At 74.0% G+C, this 19,391-nt stretch carries 15 protein-coding genes and 1 pseudogene; 10 read left to right on the forward strand and 6 right to left on the reverse strand.

All coding sequences use genetic code 11. The features are described from left to right. The 3 genes and pseudogenes from GTW43_RS31030 to GTW43_RS31040 all read left to right on the forward strand — a co-directional run. Positions 1 to 144, forward strand: a pseudogene (locus GTW43_RS31030) (Appr-1-p processing protein); the annotation flags it as partial. A gap of 56 nt (positions 145 to 200) precedes the next feature. Beyond that, positions 201 to 473 (forward strand): hypothetical protein, encoded by a 273-nt coding sequence (locus tag GTW43_RS31035; RefSeq protein ID WP_161305310.1) that lies wholly within the window; start codon positions 201 to 203, stop codon positions 471 to 473. 67 nt (positions 474 to 540) lie between these two features. Next, entirely contained in the window at positions 541 to 1,386 is an 846-nt protein-coding gene (locus GTW43_RS31040) for an oxygenase MpaB family protein (protein ID WP_161305311.1), read from the forward strand. A gap of 81 nt (positions 1,387 to 1,467) precedes the next feature. On the opposite strand, the gene GTW43_RS31045 is transcribed toward GTW43_RS31040, so the two are convergent. Then, positions 1,468 to 2,940, reverse strand: coding sequence for a M1 family metallopeptidase (locus tag GTW43_RS31045; RefSeq protein WP_161305312.1), 1,473 nt, complete (start codon positions 2,938 to 2,940; stop codon positions 1,468 to 1,470). A gap of 201 nt (positions 2,941 to 3,141) precedes the next feature. Between GTW43_RS31045 and GTW43_RS31050 the strand changes: the two genes are divergently transcribed. The 3 genes from GTW43_RS31050 (at position 3,142) to GTW43_RS31060 (ending at position 8,210) form a co-directional block, all read left to right on the forward strand. Continuing rightward, positions 3,142 to 5,112: a Xaa-Pro dipeptidyl-peptidase gene (locus GTW43_RS31050; protein ID WP_161305313.1), complete on the forward strand. Its 1,971-nt coding sequence runs from the start codon at positions 3,142 to 3,144 to the stop codon at positions 5,110 to 5,112. Further along, positions 5,109 to 6,389, forward strand: coding sequence for a M14 family metallocarboxypeptidase (locus tag GTW43_RS31055; protein WP_161305314.1), 1,281 nt, complete (start codon positions 5,109 to 5,111; stop codon positions 6,387 to 6,389). Before GTW43_RS31050 ends, GTW43_RS31055 begins: the two co-directional genes overlap by 4 nt. A 123-nt stretch (positions 6,390 to 6,512) precedes the next feature. Continuing rightward, positions 6,513 to 8,210 (forward strand): BCCT family transporter, encoded by a 1,698-nt coding sequence (locus GTW43_RS31060; protein ID WP_343246174.1) that lies wholly within the window; start codon positions 6,513 to 6,515, stop codon positions 8,208 to 8,210. A 33-nt stretch (positions 8,211 to 8,243) separates the two neighbouring features. Here GTW43_RS31060 and GTW43_RS31065 read toward each other — a convergent pair whose 3' ends face one another. After that, positions 8,244 to 9,185, reverse strand: a complete 942-nt coding sequence (locus GTW43_RS31065; protein ID WP_343246172.1) for an FAD-dependent oxidoreductase — start codon at positions 9,183 to 9,185, stop codon at positions 8,244 to 8,246. Positions 9,186 to 9,251: 66 nt separating this feature from the next. Between GTW43_RS31065 and GTW43_RS31070 the strand changes: the two genes are divergently transcribed. Then, complete coding sequence (locus GTW43_RS31070; protein WP_161305315.1) at positions 9,252 to 10,340, forward strand: oxidoreductase; 1,089 nt, start codon at positions 9,252 to 9,254, stop codon at positions 10,338 to 10,340. A gap of 13 nt (positions 10,341 to 10,353) precedes the next feature. Then, positions 10,354 to 11,991: an ABC-F family ATP-binding cassette domain-containing protein gene (locus GTW43_RS31075; protein ID WP_161305316.1), complete on the forward strand. Its 1,638-nt coding sequence runs from the start codon at positions 10,354 to 10,356 to the stop codon at positions 11,989 to 11,991. A gap of 13 nt (positions 11,992 to 12,004) precedes the next feature. On the opposite strand, the gene GTW43_RS31080 is transcribed toward GTW43_RS31075, so the two are convergent. The 3 genes from GTW43_RS31080 to GTW43_RS31090 all read right to left on the reverse strand — a co-directional run bounded on the left by GTW43_RS31080 (position 12,005) and on the right by GTW43_RS31090 (position 16,795). Further along, complete coding sequence (locus tag GTW43_RS31080; protein WP_161305317.1) at positions 12,005 to 13,219, reverse strand: serine hydrolase domain-containing protein; 1,215 nt, start codon at positions 13,217 to 13,219, stop codon at positions 12,005 to 12,007. Between the two features lie 189 nt (positions 13,220 to 13,408). Next, positions 13,409 to 15,829 carry a Tex family protein gene (locus tag GTW43_RS31085; RefSeq protein WP_343246173.1) on the reverse strand — a complete coding sequence of 807 codons (2,421 nt, stop codon included), beginning with the start codon at positions 15,827 to 15,829 and terminating at the stop codon, positions 13,409 to 13,411. Positions 15,830 to 15,919: 90 nt separating this feature from the next. Further along, on the reverse strand, positions 15,920 to 16,795 hold the full coding sequence (locus tag GTW43_RS31090; RefSeq protein ID WP_161305318.1) for a hypothetical protein: 876 nt from the start codon (positions 16,793 to 16,795) through the stop codon (positions 15,920 to 15,922). Between the two features lie 115 nt (positions 16,796 to 16,910). Between GTW43_RS31090 and GTW43_RS31095 the strand changes: the two genes are divergently transcribed. Then, positions 16,911 to 17,879, forward strand: coding sequence for a GlxA family transcriptional regulator (locus GTW43_RS31095; protein ID WP_161305319.1), 969 nt, complete (start codon positions 16,911 to 16,913; stop codon positions 17,877 to 17,879). 43 nt (positions 17,880 to 17,922) lie between these two features. After that, complete coding sequence (locus tag GTW43_RS31100) at positions 17,923 to 18,558, forward strand: DJ-1/PfpI family protein (protein WP_161305320.1); 636 nt, start codon at positions 17,923 to 17,925, stop codon at positions 18,556 to 18,558. On the opposite strand, the gene GTW43_RS31105 is transcribed toward GTW43_RS31100, so the two are convergent. Beyond that, positions 18,552 to 19,325, reverse strand: coding sequence for an enoyl-CoA hydratase-related protein (locus GTW43_RS31105; RefSeq protein ID WP_161305321.1), 774 nt, complete (start codon positions 19,323 to 19,325; stop codon positions 18,552 to 18,554). The two genes, GTW43_RS31100 and GTW43_RS31105, sit on opposite strands and share 7 nt — an antisense overlap. Positions 19,326 to 19,391: the final 66 nt, after the last annotated feature.

The raw sequence follows: 19,391 nt of genomic DNA on the forward strand, positions 1-19,391 counted from the left end.
GCCGCCGAGCTCGGCGCCACGGTCCACATGCCCCGTATCGGCTGCGGCCTCGCGGGCGGTCGCTGGTCCCGCGTCGAGCCGATGGTCACGGAGCGGCTCGTGCGCCGCGGCACACCCGTCACGGTCTACGACCACGACGGCTGAGCCGGCCCGTGGCGGACGGGAGTTGTGCCGTCCTGCCGGGCGGGTAGGACACAGGCATGGCGATGGTTCCGTGGGACGTCCGGGGCACGACGGGACGGCTCGCCGTTCTCGCGGCCGCGGTGGCGACGGTGCTCGTGACGTCCGCGCGGCTGCGGCCCCGGCGCGGCGCGGCGGGCGCCGGTACGGCCGGCCGGGTCCGGCCGAGGATCGTGCCCGCGCGGCCGGTCCCCGGGCCCGTCACCGAGCACGGCGCCGCCGTCGGCGACCTGTGCACCTGCGTCTCCGAACTCGCCTCCGACCTGGCCAAACGCTACGGCGACGCGCCGTAGCACGGGGTGCGCGGCGCATACTGGAGACACGGCCCCATCCGTGCACCGCCGCCTCACCGGACCCGCCATGAAGCAGCCCCGACCGGACCCGTCCCCGCCGCCGCCCGGCGGCATCCTGTGGGACACCGCCGGTGACATCCGCTCGCTGGCGGCCCTGCCCGCCGCGTTCGTCCTCCAGGTCGCCCACCCCGCCGTCGCGGCCGGCGTCGACGAGCACTCCGTCTTCCGCACCGACCCGTGGGGCCGCGGCGCGCGCTCACTGAAATCGGTCCTGCTCTGGGTGTACGGGGGAGAGGCCGCCACCGAGGAGGGCCGCCGGCTGCGCCGCGTCCACCGCACCGTCCGCGGCACGGGCCCCGGCGGGCGGCCGTACCACGCGCTGTCACCGGACCTCTACGCCTGGGTGCACGCGACCGGATACCCCGTCGCCCGGTACGCCCGCCGCTACTTCGCCCGGCCCTTCACCGCCGAGGAGGACGAGCGGTTCTACGCGGAGTGGCTCATGGTCGGCCGGATCCTGGGCATCGAGGACCGGGACATGCCGGGGTCCACCGCCGCGTTCTGGCCGTACTACCGCCGGATGCTGGCCGAGGAGATCGGGCCGAACGCGGTGGTCGCCGAGCTCACCTCGAAGGACCGGGCGCTACCGGCGCCGCCGGGGGCCGTCCGGCTCGTGTGGCCCGTGCTGCGGCCCCTGGTCGTGCGGGGGCTGCGCTTCCTGACGGTGGGGCTGCTGCCCCCGGAGGCACGCGGGGCGCTGGGGCTGGACTGGTCGGCCAGGGACGAGCGGGTGCTGCGCCGTGTCGCCGTGCCGGTGCGATGGATCGTCCCGCGGCTGCCGGAACGGCTGCGGTACCTGGGCGTCGCCCGCCAGGCGCGCGCCGATCGCCGGCTGCGGGCCGGTGGGTGCTGATCGCGCCCCGCGGCGAAGCCGCAGGGCGGACCGGTCCCCACCGGACCCGCGGACGCCACCCGACGCTCCCGGGCCGCCGCCTCAGTGCGCGTCGTGCACCGAGTTCGTCGCAGCGATCTGCCGGAACGACCTGGGTTCCCGCACCGGTGCGGCCGCGACCGCCGGAGCCTCGGGCCGCACCGGCTGGTACAGCCACGTGTCGAACAGTCCTCCGAGCTTCTTCCCGGACACCTTCTCCGCGTACCGCACGAAGTCCGCGACCTCCGCGTTGCCGTACGCGTGCTGCTTCGGCCATCCCTTGAGGACGGCGAAGAACTTCTTCTCGCCGACCGCATTGCGCAGCGCCTGGATCGCGAGCGCCCCGCGGTCGTAGACAGCGGCGTCGAACTGGTTCTCCGCGCCGGGGTCGCCCGGCTTGACCGTCCAGAACGCGTCGTCCGCCGGGTGCTGCGCGTACGTGTAGTCCGCGAGCTCCTGCGCCGTGCCCTCGCCCTCCTTCTCCGACCACAGCCACTGGCTGTAGCGGGCGAAGCCCTCGTTGATCCAGATGTCCTTCCAGTTCTTCACCGAGACGCTGTCGCCGTACCACTGGTGGGCCAGTTCATGGACGACGACGGACACGTTGGAGCCGTTCGCGAACTGCTTCGGCGAGTAGAACGGCCGGGTCTGGGTCTCCAGCGCGAAGGAGGAGGGCACGTTGGGGACGTAGCCGCCGAGCGCCTCGAAGGGGTACTTCCCGTAGATCGATTCGAGCCACTCGGCGACCTCGGCCGTCCGCTCCACGCTGGCCTTGGCGGCGCCCTCGTTCGCGCCGAGGTCCTTGCTGTAGGCGTTGACCACGGGCAGGCCGTCCGCCGTGGTGTCGGTCGTGATGTCGAACTTGCCGACGGCGAGCGTGGCCAGGTAGGTGGCCTGCGGGTGGGCGGAGCGCCAGTTGAAGCGGGTCCAGCCGAGCTTCGAGCTCTGCGACTGGAGCGTGCCGTTGGAGATCGCCTGGGTGCCGTCCGGCACCGCGATCGAGACGTCGTAGGTCGCCTTGTCGCGCGGGTGGTCGTTCGACGGGAACCACCAGGCCGCCGCCTCCGGCTCGTTGGCCGCGACGCCGCCGTCCGGGGTGCGCTGCCACGAGGTGAAGCCCCACAGTTTCACGTCGGACGGCTTGCCCGCGTACTTCACGACCACGGAGAACGGGGTGCCCTTCGGCAGCCCGGCCGCCGGAGTCACCTCCAGCTCCTGCACGCCCGACCTGGTGAACGCCGCCTTCCTGCCGTTCACCCGGACCTCGCTCGCGGCGAGCCCGAGATCGAGGTCGAAGCGCGACAGGTCCTGCGTGGAGGTGGCGAGAAGGGTCGCGGTGCCCTCCAGCAGGTCCGTCTTCGGCTGGTACTTCAGCCGCAGGTCGTAGTGGGAGACGTCGTAGCCGCCGTTCCCGTACGTCGGGTAGTAGGGATCGCCGATGCCCGGCGCCCCTGGCTCGAAGTCTGCGGCCGATGCCGGGATCGCCAGCACAAGGGCGGCCGCGAGCGCGCCGGGGGCGATGAGTCTGCGGTACACGGAAACTCCAAGTCGTCGGGACGGACGCGGGGTTGATCTCGTCCGCGAGCCTATTCAGCACCCGCGCCCCGTGCGCTGTCCATGGCCCCCGCCGTCACACGATCGCCATTCGGCCGACATGCGCCCACCCGGCCCATGGACCTGTCGCCGGCGCGTGCGGCCCTCTGTCGCGCGGGAGTTGACCCGTGTAGCTTCCGCGCCATGCCGATACCTGCCAGACGCACCCCCCGCCTCTGGAGCACCCTCGTCGCCGCGGTCGTCGCCGCGCTCCTGGCCGCGCTCGTCGCCCCGGGCGCGGCCCGCGCCGCCGACCGCCCCCACGCGTCCCGGCCCGTCTACGCCTACGACACCGCGATCCGCGAGTCCGTCTGGGTCGACACCCGGCTCGACGGTGACGGCGACGGCCGTACGGACCGCGTCGCCGTCGACATCGTCCGCCCCCGCGAACCCGCGCGACAGGGCCGCCGCATCCCCGTGATCATGGACGCGAGCCCGTACTACTCCTGCTGCGGCCGCGGCAACGAGAGCCAGCTCAAGACGTACGACGCCGACGGGAACGTCGTGCAGATGCCGCTCTACTACGACAACTACTTCGTCCCGCGCGGGTACGCCGTCGTCGGTGTCGACCTCGCGGGCACCAACCGCAGCGACGGCTGCGTCGACGTCGGCGGCCGCTCGGACGTGCAGTCCGCGAAGGCCGTCGTGGACTGGCTGAACGGCCGTGCCAGGGCCTACACGACCCGCACCGGCGGCGAACGCGCCCGCGCCGCCTGGAGCAACGGCCGCACCGGCATGATCGGCAAGAGCTACGACGCCACGGTCGCCAACGGCGTCGCGGCGACCGGAGTCGAGGGCCTGGAGACCATCGTCCCGATCAGCGGCATCTCCTCCTGGTACGACTACTACTTCCAGCAGGGCGCCCCGCTCTACGACTCCGGGCCCGACTGGCTGTCCGACTACGTGGAGAGCCCGGACGCCCGCGCCCGCTGCGCCGCCGTGCAGAAGCGGCTCGTCGACGAGGCGCCCCGCAGCGGCGACCGGACGAGGCTGTGGCAGGAACGCGACTACACCGAGGACGCCCGCAAGGTGCGGGCCAGCGTCTTCGCCGTGCACGGGATGCAGGACCTCAACGTCCGCACCAAGCACCTCGGCCAGTGGTGGGACGCGCTCGCGAAGAACGGCGTGGAGCGCAAGATCTGGCTGTCCCAGACCGGCCACGTCGACCCCTTCGACTACCGCCGCGCGCAGTGGGTCGACACCCTGCACCGCTGGTTCGACCACGAACTCCTCGGCTACGACAACGGCATCGATCGCGAGCCCATGGCCGACGTCGAGCGCACGCCGGACCACTGGACCACCGACCGCGTCTGGCCGCCCGCCGCGGCCCGCGCCACCGCGCTGCGCCCGGACACCGGACCGCAGGCCGGCGTCGGCACCCTGGGGCTCGCGCCCGGCGCCGGCACCGCGTCGTTCACCGACGACCCGGACCGCTCCGAGACCGACTGGGCCGCCCGGCTCGAGACCGGCACCCCGGAGAAGGCCGGATTCCTCAGCCGCCCGCTCGGCCGCGACCTGCGGCTGTCCGGCACCTCGACCGTGACCGTCACCGCGACCCCCTCCACGTCCACCGCCCACCTCAGCGCCGTCCTCGTCGACCTGGGGCCGGCCACGATCCGCGACTACACGGGCCCGGGCGAGGGCATCGAGACGCTCACCGGCCGCAGCTGCTGGGGTCCGAGCACGCCCGGTGACAGCAGCTGCTACCTCGACACCCGGGCCGCCACCACCGAGACGGGCGCGACCGTGTTCAGCCGCGGCTGGGCGGACCTCGGCACGTACGCGGACCCGGACCGGGGCCGCCCGCTGACGCCCGGCGAGCCGTACCGGCTGACGATCTCGCTGGCCGCCGCCGACCACGTCGTGCCGAAGGGGCACCGGCTCGCCCTGATCGTCGCCGGCACCGACAAGGGCCTCATCGACCCGCCGTCCTCCCGCCCGACGATCACCCTCGACCTGTCCCGCACCGCGGCCCGCGTCCCCGTCGTCGGCGGAGCAGGTGCCTTCGCGGCCGCCACCTCGGGACACGCCCTCGCCACCCCCCAGCCGTCCACGGCCGACGGGCCCCGCACCTTCCGGCCCGGCCGCCCCGTCCCGGGAGGCAGCAACCGATGAGACCCCGCAGGCTCGCCCTGGCCGCGTTCGCCGCGGCCGCGCTCATCGCACCCCTCGTGGCCACCGCCCCCGCGCAGGCCACCCCGCACGCCCCGCGCACCGGCTTCGAGGAGACCGGCGGCGCCCGGTGGACCGGCCAGGACGAGGAGCAGCGGCTCCTGGCCGGCCTCGACCGCGCCTCCGACCGGGTCGCCGTCTCCCGCATCGGCACCACGAAGCAGGGGCGCCCGCTCCAGCTGGTCCGCATCGGCACCCGCCCCGCCCGGAACACGGTGCTCCTGATCTGCAGCCAGCACGGCAACGAGCCCTCGGGCCGCGAGGCCTGCCTCACGCGGATCCGCGACCTCGCCTACGCCGACGACCCGGCGACGCGGCGCTTCCTGGACCGCACCACCCTGCTCGTCGTGCCCACCGCCAACCCGGACGGGCGCGCCGCGGACACTCGCGGCAACTCCGACGGCATCGACATCAACCGCGACCACGTCGCGCTGAAGACCGCCGAGGCCCGCGCCATGGCCGCCGTCATCCGCGACCACCGGCCCGACGTCATCTACGACCTGCACGAGTACGGAGCGACCCCGGAGTACTACGACAAGGACCTCTTCGACCTCTGGCCGCGCAACCTCAACACGGCCCCGGCCGTGCACGACGCCGCCCGCACCCTCTCGGAGCAGTACGTGCGGCCCGCCGCGCAGGCCGCCGGGCACTCCACCGGCACCTACGGCATCTGGACCGACCCCGTCACCGGCGAACCCGTCAAGCAGACCGCGGGCGACGGCCAGGAACGCATCCTGCGCAACCTCTCCGGGCTCAAGCACGCGGTCGGCCTGCTCATCGAGAGCCGCGTGGACCCGGGCACGCCCGCCGAGGAGGCCGACCCGGCGCTCAACAACCGCCGCCGCCGGGACTCCCAGCTGCACGCCCTGGACGGCCTGTTCGACTTCGTCCAGGCCCGGCGCGGACAGATCGAGGCGGCGACCGGCGCGGCCCGTGCGGCCGGCTTCCGGGACACCGGGCCGGTCTACCTCGGCGGCGCGGACAACGACCCGGCGGAGCCCGCGGAGATCCTCCAGGACCCGCCCTGCGGCTACCGGCTCACCGCCGCCCAGTACGCGCAGGTGGGCGACGAACTGGCGCTGCACGGCATCACCGCGCGCAGATCGGGCAGGGGCTATCTGGTGCCCCTGCGGCAGTCGGAGCGGGCGCTGGTCGCGCTGCTGCTCGACGCCCGTGCGGCGTACCACCTGACGGAAGGGACGCCCGACACCGCGTGCTGAAGAGGTGTGGGACGCGTCGTGTGTGGTAGGCCCTAAAGGGTGACAACCCCTCAGAAACCACCCAACGACGCGTCCGCCCTCGACGGCGCCCCCGGCGGTCGCGGTCCGGCCACCGACCGGATCGTGTTCGGTGTCACCGCGGTGCTCACCCTGGCCTTCGTGGTCTGGGGTTCCGTGGCCACCGACAGCCTCGAGAGCGTCTCCACCCGCCTGCTCAACGGACTGATCCACAACGGCGGTTGGGCGTTCATGCTCGCCGCCACCGGCTTCGTCGTCTTCGCGCTGTGGCTCGCGATCAGCAAGTACGGCAAGATCACGCTCGGCGCGGAGGGGGAGGAGCCCGAGTTCCGCACGGTCTCCTGGGTCGCCATGATGTTCAGCGCGGGCATGGGCATCGGCCTCATGTTCTACGGCGTCAGCGAGCCGCTCGCGCACTTCAGGACGCCGCCGCCCGGAACCGACCCGGCGGACGCGGCCGAGGCCATGGAGACCGCCATGGCGACCACCCTCTTCCACTGGACGCTGCACCCGTGGGCGATCTACGCGGTCGTCGGACTCGCCATCGCCTACAGCACGTTCCGGCGCCGCCGCCGGCAGACCATCTCCTCCGTCTTCGTGCCGCTCATCGGCGAACGGCACGCGCACGGTGCCTGGGGCCGGGTCATCGACATCCTCGCCATCTTCGCCACCCTGTTCGGCTCCGCGGCCTCGCTCGGTCTCGGCGCGCTGCAGATCGGCTCCGGCTTCGAGGTCCTCGACTGGATGGACAAGGCGAGCACCGGCCTGCTCGTGACGATCATCGCGGTGCTCACCGTGGCGTTCGTCGCCTCCGCCGTCTCCGGGGTGGAGAAGGGGATCCAGTGGCTGTCGAACATCAACATGGTGCTCGCGCTGATCCTCGCCGTCTTCGTGTTCATCGCCGGCCCCACGATCATCGTGCTCGACCTGCTGCCCACCTCCCTGGGCGCCTACCTCGGCGACCTGCCCCAGCTCATCGGCCGCACCGAGGCCTCCAGCGGCAAGGGCGTCGCCGACTGGCTCGGCAGCTGGACGGTCTTCTACTGGGCCTGGTGGATCTCCTGGACGCCCTTCGTCGGCATGTTCATCGCGCGCATCAGCCGCGGCCGCACCATCCGCCAGTTCGTCGGCGGCGTCATCCTGGTCCCCTCCACGGTCAGCCTGCTCTGGTTCGCGATCTTCGGCGGCACGTCCATGAAGCTCCAGGAGCGCGGTGAGCTCGGCGGCGCCGACACCCCCGAGGCCCAGCTGTTCGGCGTGCTCCACGAGTACCCGATCGCCACGGCGAGCAGCCTGCTCGTCATGATCCTCGTCGGCATCTTCTTCGTCTCCGGCGCCGACGCCGCCTCGATCGTCATGGGCACGCTGTCGCAGAAGGGCGCGCTCGAACCGGGCCGCTTCGTCGTCATCTTCTGGGGCGTCGTCACCGGCGCCGTCGCCGCGGTCATGCTGCTCATCGGCAACGGCTCGGGCAACGCCCTGACCGGCTTGCAGAACCTGACGATCCTGGTCGCCGCGCCGTTCACCCTCGTCATGATCGGCATGTGCGTGTCCCTCATGCGCGACCTGCGCCAGGACCCGCTCATCGTCCGCGGCACCATGGGCGCCGAGGTCGTCGAGGCGGCGGTGGTCGCCGGACACCAGCAGTACAACGGCGAGTTCGAGATCCGCATCGGCCCCGGCGGCAGCCTCGAGACGGAGGGCGACCCGATCGGCAAGCACTTCCACCCCGACCCGGACGAGCCCGGTGGCGAGGAGGGCAGCGGCAGCTCCACCGGCAAGGAGGCGGACGGGACCGCCTGAACGAGGTCCGGCCGCACCGGCGCGCGGGGCCCGTCAGACACTCCCGACGAGCCCCGCCGCCTCCTCCGCACAGCCCCAGGCCACCGTCACCCCGGCGCCGCCGTGCCCGTAGTTGTGCACCAGCACCTGCCCGGAGGCGGTGGTCTCGCGCTCGACGCGCACCTCGGTCCGGGCGGGCCGCAGCCCGACCCGGTGGCCGAGCACCCGCGCCCCGGCGATCTCCGGCCGCACCGCGGCGCACCGCCGCACGATCGCCGCCGCGACGGCCGGGTCCGGCTCCAGCGACCCGTCGCCGTCCTGCGCGGTGCCGCCCAGGATCAGCCCGCCCGGCTGCGGGAAGAAGTAGGTCGTCGCCTCGGCGTGCTCGTCCGCCGCCGTGTACCAGGTGCGCACCCCCGGGTTCCGTACGACGACGAGCTGGCCGCGCACCGGCCGCACGGCCGGGTCGGGCACCAGCTCCCGCGCCCCCAGGCCCGTGCAGTTGACCACGGCCGGCGCCTCGGCGAGCGCCTCGTCCAGCGACCGCACCGTGCGGGTTTCCACCACCACCCCCGCCTCCTGCGCGGCGTCCCGCAGCCGGCGCAGATGCACGGGCATGTCGATCAGCGGCAGCCGGGCCGCGAGCCCGTGCGCCGCGTCGCGCAGCCCGGCGACCTCGGACGCCCAGGACCCGAGCCCGTCCAGCCGGGTCCCCGCGTGCACGCCCTCGACCATGCGGACGCCCGTCTCGTCCGGCCGCGCCGCCCACTCCTCGTAGAGGCGCAGCGAGCGCAGCGACCACGGGCCCACGCGGTCCTGCGGATCGATCCGGTACGGCCACCACAGGGCGCCCGCGACCGCCGAGGTGGTGCGCTCGACGGGGTCGCGCGACCAGACCCGTACGCGGCGCCCGCGCCAGGCCAGGGTGAGGGCGGTGGACCAGCCGATGACACCGCCGCCTATCACGATCACTTCGCCGTTCTCGTCACTGCTCACGCCGGGACCGTAGCGGAACGGCCGCTGCCGTGCTCACATCAGCCGTGGGAGGGGAATACTCACTCCATGTCTGCCGAGTATGCCGAGTACGCCGAGTACGCGACGTTCGGACTGGCCCCGGCGACGCGCGTCGGCGAGGTCCGTGCCCATGGTGACCACCAGATCCACCGGGACTTCGTGGACTTCATCGTCGACGGGCGCCCGCTGCTGTTCCGGCTCGCCGACCTGGACGCCGTCTCCCCGCTGGCCGCCGACATCCCGCCCGCCCTCTTCGCCGGCCACGTCAGGAGCCTGCTCCTGGAGGCCGGGGCCCCGCTCGAAGGAGGCCGCCACGTCATCTACGGCTGCCCCGAGTGCGAGGGCCTCGACTGCGGCGCCGTCACCGCGGTCATCGAGCCGGCCGCCGACGGCAGCGACGACGTCGTCTGGCGCGACTTCGCCTGGCAGACCGACGAGCACGCCGACCTGGAGGCCGACGGCTACCACGGCATAGGGCCGTTCCGCTTCCGCGGCGCCGAGTACCGTGCCGCCCTCGGCCGGCTGCTCGCCTCCACGGCCGAACCCCCGGCCCGCCGCCGGGTCCTGCTCATCGGCGCCCGCGTCGCCCTCCTCGCCCGGCTCGCCGCAGCTCTGCGCACCATCGGCATCGGCGCCGAGATCGTCCAGGACACGTCCGGCGTCCCGGCCGAGGAACTGCGCACGTACGGGGCCGTCGCCTTCGGCCGTGCCGTGGACGCGACCCGCCGCGACGCCGTGCGCCGCCAGTTCGCGGACGCGGGCGTCGACGTCGTCCACGTGGACGGACTCGCCCCCGTCGTCCCGCTCCTCGTCGCCCAGATCGAGGCCGCGCTCGACCGCGGCCCCGAGGAACGGCGCCGCCTCACCCGGCTCGTCGCGGCCGACGGCACGGCGCAGCTGCGGGTGACGTCCACCTGCCGGGTCCGGCTCACCGCCTACCGGCTCGACCGCCTGTACCGCACCCACACCCGCGACGTGTTCGACGCCGTCCTCGCCCCCGGAGACCACGGCATCCCGCTCGACGGCCGCGCGACGAGAGGCGAGTCCTTCCTGGTCGCCCGCACGACGGGCAGCGTGCTGGTGGCACCGGTGGCCCACCGGCCACGGGGCGAGGGCACCGGCCCCGGCCACGGCTAGGATCGGCCGTCTGATGACTGCCACCCTCGTAGCCAAGAACCTCGCCGCAGGTCACGGCGACCGCTCCCTGTTCACCGGGCTCGACCTCGTCGTCGCGCCCGGCGACGTGATCGGCCTCGTCGGCGCCAACGGCGCGGGCAAGTCCACCCTGCTGCGCCTCCTCGCCGGACTCGGCACTCCCGAGGACGGCGAGCTGCGGCTCTCCCCGCCCGGCGCGACCGTCGGCCATCTGCCCCAGGAGCCCGAGCGCCGGCCCGGCGAGACGGTCCGGGAGTTCCTCGCACGCCGCACCGGCGTCACCGAGGCCCAGCGCGCCATGGACGAGGCCACCCAGGCCCTGGTCGACGGCGCGCCCGGCGCCGACGACGCCTACGCGACGAGCCTGGAGCGCTGGCTCGGGCTCGGCGGCGCCGACCTCGACGAGCGCGCCGAGGAGGTCGCCGGACAGCTCGGCCTGGGCGTCGGACTCGACCAGACGATGACGTCCCTGTCCGGCGGCCAGGCCGCCCGCGCCGGACTCGCCTCCCTGCTTCTGTCCCGCTACGACGTCTTCCTCCTGGACGAGCCCACCAACGACCTGGACCTCGACGGCCTGGAGCGCCTGGAGTCCTTCGTGCGCGGGCTGCGCGCCGGGACGGTCGTCGTCAGCCACGACCGCGAGTTCCTCACCCGCACCGTCACCAAGGTCCTCGAACTCGACCTGGCCCAGCAGCAGATCAACCTCTACGGAGGCGGCTACGCGGCCTACCTGGAGGAGCGCGAGGTTGCCCGCCGGCACGCCCGCGACGCCTACGAGGAGTACGCCGACAAGAAGTCCGCCCTGGAGGGCCGCGCCCAGATGCAGCGCTCCTGGATGGACAAGGGCGTCAAGAACGCCCGCCGCAAGGCGACCGACAACGACAAGATCGGCCGCAAGTTCCGCAGCGAGTCCAGCGAGAAGCAGGCCGCCAAGGCCCGCCAGACGCAGCGCATGATCGAGCGCCTGGACACCGTCGACGAGCCGCGCAAGGAGTGGGAGCTGCGCATGGAGATCGCCGCGGCCCCCCGCTCCGGCTCCGTCGTCGCCTCCTTGCGTGACGCCGAACTCACGCGCGGCGACTTCCGGTTCGGCCCCGTCACCCTCCAGGTCGACTGGGCCGACCGCGTCGCCATCACCGGCGCCAACGGCGCGGGCAAGTCGACCCTGCTCGCGGCGCTGCTCGGCCGGGTGCCGCTCGACGCCGGACACGCCGCGCTCGGCTCGGGCGTCGTCGTCGGCGAGGTGGACCAGGCCCGCGCCCTGTTCCACGGCACCGAGAGCCTCCTCGACGCGTTCTGCGCGGCCGTGCCCGACACCGAGCCGGCCGACGTCCGTACCCTGCTCGCCAAGTTCGGCCTGAAGGCGGACCACGTGCTGCGCTCCGCCGCGACCCTCTCACCCGGCGAGCGCACCCGGGCCGCGCTCGCGCTCCTCCAGGGCCGGGGCGTCAACCTCCTGGTCCTGGACGAACCGACCAACCATCTCGACCTGCCCGCCATCGAACAGCTCGAGTCGGCCCTGGACGCCTACGAAGGCACGCTCCTCCTGGTCACGCACGACCGCCGGATGCTCGACGCGGTCCACGTCAGCCGCCGGCTCGACGTCGCCGACGGCAAGGTGAGCGAGCGCTAGATTCTTTCGCCGGCTAGTTCTTGTCCCCGAGCAGCGCGCAGACGAAGTTCTCCTGCACCGCGCGCAGCCGGCCCAGCAGAGCGGGCTCCGCCCGCTCGTTGATCTGCGCCGTCACGGAGAAGGCCAGCGAGCGGCGCCCGTCCGGCGTCGCCGCGATCAGCTGCGTGTAGCCCGCGGTGTTGCCGGTGTGCCCGAGCACCACCCCGCACCGGGTCGTGTACCGGAAGAGCGCGAGTCCGGCGTCGTTGCGCCCCGGCCCGGCGGGCTCCGACGCCCCGCCGGGCACCCAGCGCCGCTGCGCGCGCACGACGTCCCGCCCGTACAGCCGGCCGCCGGCGTAGGCGCTCACGAAGCGGCTCATGTCGGCGGGCGTCGAGACGATGCCGCCCGACGCCCACACCCCGGACATCCCGATCAGCTCGCTGACGTCCTCGGGCGCCCCGGGGCCCCCGACGTCGTAGCCGTGCAGGTACGGCTCGCGCATCCGGTAGCCCTGCGGCAGGCTCGTCCGGTGCAGTCCGAGCGGCCCGTACACGAGCCCGCCGAGGAGCCGTTCGTACGGGACGCGGGTGACCGCCTCCGCCATCAGCGCCACGGCGATGTTGTCCGAGTTCGAGTACTGGTACCGGGAGCCGGGCGGGAACCGCAGGGGCTGGTCGCGCACGTAGTCGAGCAGCCGCCGGGAGTCGAAGCGGTGGTGGGGGTCGGCGCGCAGGACGTCCCCGAAGGCGGGCGCCTGGGAGTAGTCGGGCAGCCCGCTCGTGTGGTTCAGCAACTGGCGGAGCGTCACGCCCCGCCAGGCCCGCGGCAGCTTCGGGAGCCGCCGTCCCAGCGTGTCGTCGAGCTTCAGCGCGCCGTGCCCGACGAGGGACAGGGCGACGGCCCCGCTGAACGCCTTGGCCGTGCTGGCGATCCGCATGTGATCACCGGTCCGGGGCGGCCGCCCGGTCCGCAGGTCCGCGACCCCGGCCCGCACGACGCGCTCGCGATGGCCGTCGCGCAGCACGGCGATCGCCCCGGGCGGCCCGCCGGGCGCCCGCACCAGCTCCTCCAGCTGCCGCTGCAGCGGATCGTGCGGATGACCCTCGCCCCGCTCGACGGCCTGCGCGGCCCCGGGGGCGAGCAGGGCGGCACAGGCGGTGAGGACGGTGAGGGTCCGCAGGGCCCTGAGGCCCCTCGGGGAGGTGCGGGACGTGCGGAACGTCCTGGGACAGGGGTGAGGGGACATCGGCTCTCCTGGAGGCGGTGCGCACACGATCACCGCCAGCCTCACGCGCCCCCGGCCCGGAGGCCGCCCGCACTACTGCACACAGCGCAACGACCGCGCCCCGCGAGGGGCCCGGGGCGCGACCGGCCGTGACGGACCAGCAGCGCTCCGCCCCCTCCACGGCGCGGACGGGCCCGGGGCCGACGGGCCCTAGGCCAGGCCGGCCTTCCGCAGCGCGTCGGCCATCGCCGAGTTCGACGGCGCGGGTGCGCCACCGCCCTGGCGCCCCTTGGCGCCGCCCCCGCCACCGCCACCGCCGCCGCCGGAACCACGCCCGCCCTGCGGGGACTTCTGCTGGGGCGGGCGCCGGTCCCCGCCGCGCCGGCCACGGCCGGAGCCCCGGTCCGCGCCGCCGCCGGACGAGCTGTCGTCGTCCAGCCGCAGCGTCAGCGAGATCCGCTTGCGCGGCACGTCGACGTCGAGGACCTTCACCTTCACGATGTCCCCGGGCTTCACGACGTCGCGCGGGTCCTTCACGAACGTCCGGGACAGCGCCGACACATGGGCGAGCCCGTCCTGGTGCACGCCCACGTCGATGAACGCCCCGAACGCGGCGACGTTCGTCACGACGCCCTCCAGGACCATGCCCGGCTCCAGGTCGGAGATCTTCTCGACCCCGTCCTTGAACGTCGCGGTCCTGAAGGCGGGCCGCGGGTCGCGCCCCGGCTTCTCCAGTTCCCTGAGGATGTCCGACACGGTCGGCAGGCCGAACGTGTCGTCCACGAACTCGGCGGGCCGCAGCGAGCGCAGCGTCCCCGCGTCACCGATCAGCGAGCCGACCTCGCCGCCCGTCGCCTTCGCCATCCGGCGCACCACCGGGTACGCCTCCGGGTGCACGGACGACGCGTCCAGCGGGTCGTCGCCGCCGCGGATGCGCAGGAAGCCCGCGCACTGCTCGTACGCCTTCGGGCCGAGCCGGGCGACGTCCTTGAGGCCCTTGCGGCTGCTGAACGGCCCGTTGGCGTCGCGGTGCGCCACGATGTTCTCCGCGAGGCCCGCGCCGATGCCGGACACGCGCGCGAGGAGTGGCGCCGAGGCGGTGTTCACGTCCACGCCCACGCCGTTCACACAGTCCTCGACCACGGCGTCCAGCGAGCGCGAGAGCTTCACCTCGCTCAGGTCGTGCTGGTACTGGCCGACGCCGATCGACTTCGGGTCGATCTTCACGAGCTCCGCCAGCGGGTCCTGGAGCCGGCGCGCGATCGAGACCGCGCCGCGCAGCGACACGTCCATGCCGGGCAGCTCCTGCGAGGCGAACGCGGACGCCGAGTACACGGAGGCGCCCGCCTCGCTCACCATCACCTTGGTGAGCTCCAGCTCCGGGTGGCGTGCGATGAGGTCACCGGCGAGCTTGTCGGTCTCGCGGGACGCCGTCCCGTTGCCGATCGCGATCAGGTCGACCGCGTGCTCCTTCGACAGCTTCGCCAGCTTGGCGATCGCCTCGTCCCACCGGTTCGCCGGGACGTGCGGGTGGATGACGTCCGTCGCCACGACCTTGCCCGTCGCGTCCACGACGGCCACCTTCACGCCGGTACGGAAACCGGGGTCGAGCCCCAGCGTCGCGCGCGTGCCCGCGGGCGCGGCGAGCAGCAGGTCGCGCAGGTTCGCCGCGAAGACCTTGACGGCCTCGTCCTCGGCCGCCGTGCGCAGCCGCAGCCGCAGGTCGATGCCGAGGTGCACCAGGATGCGGGTGCGCCAGGCCCAGCGGACCGTGTCCTGGAGCCACTTGTCCCCGGGACGCCCCTGGTTCCTGATCCCGAACCGGTCGGCGACGATCGGCTCGTACGAGGACGGCCCGCCGTCGGCCGGCGCCTCCTCGGGCTCCAGGGCCAGCTCGAGCACGTCCTCCTTCTCGCCGCGCAGCATCGCCAGGATGCGGTGCGAGGGGAGCGCGGTGAAGGGCTCGGCGAAGTCGAAGTAGTCGGCGAACTTGGCGCCCGCCTCCTCCTTGCCGGACTTCACCTTCGCCGCGAACCGGCCGCGCGTCCACATGCGCTCGCGCAGCTCGCCGATGAGGTCGGCGTCCTCGGAGAAGCGCTCGGTGAGGATCGCCCGGGCGCCGTCCAGCGCGGCCTGCGGGTCCGCGACGCCCTTGTCGGCGTCGACGAAGGCGGCCGCGGCGGCCAGCGGCTCGACCGTCGGGTCGCCGAGCAGGCCCTCCGCCAGCGGCTCGAGCCCCGCCTCACGGGCGATCTGCGCCTTGGTGCGGCGCTTGGGCTTGAACGGCAGGTAGATGTCCTCCAGGCGCGCCTTGGTGTCGGCGGCGCGGATCTGCGCCGCCAGCTCCTCGGTGAGCTTGCCCTGCTCGCGCACGGAGTCGAGCACGGCGGTGCGGCGCTCCTCCAGCTCGCGCAGGTAGCGCAGCCGCTCCTCGAGCGTGCGCAGCTGGGCGTCGTCGAGCGACTCCGTCGCCTCCTTGCGGTAGCGGGCGATGAAAGGCACGGTCGAGCCGCCGTCGAGCAGCTCGACGGCGGCCTTCACCTGCCGCTCCCGTACGCCGAGTTCCTCGGCAATCCTGCTCTCGATGGATCCGAGAGCAGATCCAGCAGTGCCCACAGTGGGTGTCGCCACGATCCCGTACCGCCTATGTCGACTGAGGTTGCGCCGCAATTGTGGCAGGTGGCACCGACAACGGGGGATCAGGGCGCGGCCCCGGCCGGGTCAGGCGGCCTTGCCGATGAGGTCGGCGGGGAACGCGCCGTTGCCGAGGGCCGTGCCGGCGAAGCCCGTCGCGAGCTCGGTCAGCCGGGCCACACCCGCCGTGCCCAGGTGGGCGTAGGGCGCGTGGTCCAGCCGGTCGGTGCGGGCCTCGATGCCGCGGCGCAGCGCGGTGCCCTCCTCGGTGAGGGTGAGGTCCGGGTCGTCGGTGAGCAGCCCGCGTTCGCGCAGCCGGAGCGCCGCCGCGTCGAAGTCCTCGCGGCTCCATCCGCGCGTGGCGAGCAGCCACTTCGGTGCCATGCCCTTGCCGGTCGCGACATGGCTGACGAGCGCCTCGACCGGGTCGAGGTCCGCGCCCAGCAGGGCCGCGAGATGCCCGTCTCCGCGGTGCTCGCGCAGCAGGGTCGTCGCGTGCCAGTACGCGAGGTGCGGCGCGTCCGGCACCGGGAGGTCGGCGTGGGCCGCGTACAGCGGCCGGGCGTGCCGGGTGCAGGCCTCGGCCGCGCGCAGCGCGAGGGCGGCCGCCTCGGCCATCTCCGGCGAGCCCAGCGCCTCGGGGCCGAGCAGCCGGTGCAGCGTCGCGTCGACGGCCCGCTCGCGGGCGGCGAGGACGGTGGCGGGGGACGCGACGTCCCACACCGCGGGCAGGTGCCGCGCGACGAGCTCGTGCCGGAAGTTGTAGAACGCGGCGGTCACCGTGCCCGCCCCGACGGCCCCCATCGCGGCGGACCGCGCCGCGAAGTAGGCGGCGTTGCGGTCGGTCACGCCCACGGCGGCCAGCTCCGTGCCGAGGTCCGGCGAGAAGTAGAGCGTCGAGTGGAACGGGTTCAGGACGTTGTGACAGCGGCGTGCGGTCCGCAGGGCGTCTTCAGAGGTCATGCCCGTACGTTACTGACCGGTCGGTACGGGCGACAGGGCGGGGCGCGCGCCGATGGCAGGAAAGGTGGGCTGCTCGTCATTGCGGCCGTCCGGGCGGGCCCGAAGAATGAGGGACATGCCACCCCGCACCGTCCTGGTCCTGCTCTTCGACGACGTCCAGAGCCTCGACGTCACCGGCCCCGTCGAGGTCTTCACCGGCGCGGGCCTCGCCGCCGGGACGGACCACGCCCCTTACCGCGTGGTCACCGCCTCGATGGACGGAGCACCGGTGCGCACCTCCAGCGGCCTCACCCTCGTACCGGACCTCGCGCTCGCCGACGCGCCCGCGCCGCACACGGTGCTGGTCCCCGGCGGCCAGGGCACCCGGCGCGGCGACCCCCGGCTCGTCGCCTGGCTGCGGGCGCACGCTCCGCGCGCGGAGCGTGTCGTCTCGGTCTGCACCGGGGCGATCCTGCTCGCCGAGGCCGGCCTGCTCGACGGCCGCCGCGCGACCACGCACTGGGCCTACTGCGCCCGTCTCGCCCGCGACCACCCGGCCGTCGAGGTGGACCCCGACCCCATCTACGTACGTGACGGCAACGTGGCGACCTCCGCGGGCGTCACCGCCGGCATCGACCTCGCCCTCGCCCTGGTCGAGGAGGACCACGGCCGGGACGTCGCCCTCACGGTCGCCCGGCACCTCGTCGTCTTCCTGCGCCGTCCGGGCAACCAGGCCCAGTTCAGCGTCCAGCTCGCCGCCCAGACCGCGGCCCGCGCACCGCTGCGCGAGGTCCAGCAGTGGATCACCGAGCATCCGGGGGGCGACCTGTCGGTGCCCGCGCTGGCCGAGCGCGCCCGCCTCTCGCCCCGGCACTTCGCCCGCGCCTTCCACGCCGAGACCGGCCTCACGCCCGGCCGGTACGTCGAGCGGGCCCGGATCGAGCACGCCCGGCGCCTGCTCGAGGACACCGCGGACGGCGTCGAGGAGATCTCCCGGTCCAGCGGCTACGGCACGCCGGAGGCCATGCGGCGCGCGTTCGTCAGGACGCTCGGCACGCCGCCCGCCGAGTACCGCCTCCGCTTCCGTACGCCGCTCACCCCCTGAGCACTCCGTTCTCCCCGACCGCCGACTCCACGAAGGGCACCCCATGCAGATCGCCGTCGTTCTCTACGACCGCTTCACCGCACTCGACGCCATCGGCCCGTACGAGACCCTGGGCCGGATCCCCGACGCGGACCTCGTGTTCGTCGCCGAGGAGCGCGGGCCCGTCCGCACGGACACCGGCGCCCTCGCGCTCGTCGCCGACAAGACCCTGGCGGAGGTGGCGCACCCCGACATCGTGGTGGTCCCCGGCGGCCCGGGGCAGACCCCGCAGATGACGAACGAGACCCTGCTGTCCTGGCTGCGCGAGGCCGATCGCACCAGCACCTGGACCACCTCCGTGTGCACGGGCTCGCTGCTGCTCGGCGCGGCCGGGCTGCTGCGGGGGCGGCGCGCGACGTCGCACTGGCTCGCCCTGGAGGTCCTGAAGGAGTTCGGCGCCGAGCCGACGGGGGAGCGCGTGGTCATCGAGGGCAAGTACGTCACCGCGGCAGGCGTCTCCGCCGGGGTGGACATGGGTCTCACCCTCGCCGGGAGGATCGCGGGCGACGAGCACGCCCGGGCCATCCAGTTGCTCACCGAGTACGACCCGCAGCCGCCCTACGACAGCGGTTCGCCCGAGAAGGCGCCGGCCCACCTGGTGGAGGAGTTCCGCTCCAGGAGCCGCTTCGTCCTTCAGTGACCCGGGCGCACGGGTGCCGGTACGGACCAGGTGAAGCGCGGGGCGCGGCGCTCCAGGAACGCGGCGGCGCCCTCGGCGCCGTCGCCGCTGGTACGGGCCTGCTCCGCCCAGTGCCCCGCGCGGTCGGCGCGGCCCGCCACGAACTCCTTCGCGGCGGCCTGCGTCAGCCCGGAGCGCGCGGTGAGCACCCGGGTGAACGCGGTGACCCGCGCGTCGAGCTCCGCCGCGGGCCAGACCTCGTCCACGAGACCGGTGCGCAGCGCCCGCTCCGTGCCGATCAACTCACCGGAGAACAGCAGGTACTTGGCGCTCGCCGGGCCGACCAGATCCGCCAGGCGCCGGGTCGAGGACGCCGGATAGACGATTCCCAGCCGAGCCGGGGTCACCCCGAACTGCGCGCCCTCGGCCGCGAACCGCAGGTCGCAGGCGGCCGCCAGCTGGCAGCCGCCGCCCACGCAGTAGCCGCGGACCACGGCCAGCGTGGGCTTGGGGAAGGCGGCGAGCGCGTCCTCCGCCGCCAGCGCGAGCCCCGGCGCCGCCCCCTGCCCGAGCGTGGAGATGTCGGCGCCGGCGCAGAACGTGTCCCCGGCGCCGGTCAGCACCAGAGCGCGCACCGCCGGGTCCGCGGCCAGGTCCGCGAGCAGCGGGGGCAGTGCGGCCCACATCGCGTCGGTCATGGCGTTGCGCTTCGCCGGGTGCGTGATGACGACGGTCGCGACGCCGTCGGTGACGTCGTGCGTGAGCGCCTGCGGGGTCTCGGGAGCCATGCGCCGGATGCTATCCGGCGCCCCGTGGGCGGCCCCGGCGGGCTGCCGTCCCCGTAGCACAAGCTG

Source organism: Streptomyces sp. SID5785 (assembly GCF_009870065.1).
Lineage (GTDB): Bacteria > Actinomycetota > Actinomycetes > Streptomycetales > Streptomycetaceae > Streptomyces.

Bases quoted from the DNA above. Each gene is read 5' to 3' on its own strand.
- GTW43_RS31035 (WP_161305310.1), top strand. From the start codon at position 201: ATGGCGATGGTTCCGTGGGACGTCCGGGGCACGACGGGACGGCTCGCC.
- GTW43_RS31040 (WP_161305311.1), top strand. From the start codon at position 541: ATGAAGCAGCCCCGACCGGACCCGTCCCCGCCGCCGCCCGGCGGCATC.
- GTW43_RS31050 (WP_161305313.1), top strand. From the start codon at position 3,142: ATGCCGATACCTGCCAGACGCACCCCCCGCCTCTGGAGCACCCTCGTC.
- GTW43_RS31055 (WP_161305314.1), top strand. From the start codon at position 5,109: ATGAGACCCCGCAGGCTCGCCCTGGCCGCGTTCGCCGCGGCCGCGCTC.
- GTW43_RS31070 (WP_161305315.1), top strand. From the start codon at position 9,252: ATGTCTGCCGAGTATGCCGAGTACGCCGAGTACGCGACGTTCGGACTG.
- GTW43_RS31075 (WP_161305316.1), top strand. From the start codon at position 10,354: ATGACTGCCACCCTCGTAGCCAAGAACCTCGCCGCAGGTCACGGCGAC.
- GTW43_RS31080 (WP_161305317.1), bottom strand. From the start codon at position 13,219: ATGTCCCCTCACCCCTGTCCCAGGACGTTCCGCACGTCCCGCACCTCC.
- GTW43_RS31090 (WP_161305318.1), bottom strand. From the start codon at position 16,795: ATGACCTCTGAAGACGCCCTGCGGACCGCACGCCGCTGTCACAACGTC.
- GTW43_RS31095 (WP_161305319.1), top strand. From the start codon at position 16,911: ATGCCACCCCGCACCGTCCTGGTCCTGCTCTTCGACGACGTCCAGAGC.
- GTW43_RS31100 (WP_161305320.1), top strand. From the start codon at position 17,923: ATGCAGATCGCCGTCGTTCTCTACGACCGCTTCACCGCACTCGACGCC.
- GTW43_RS31105 (WP_161305321.1), bottom strand. From the start codon at position 19,325: ATGGCTCCCGAGACCCCGCAGGCGCTCACGCACGACGTCACCGACGGC.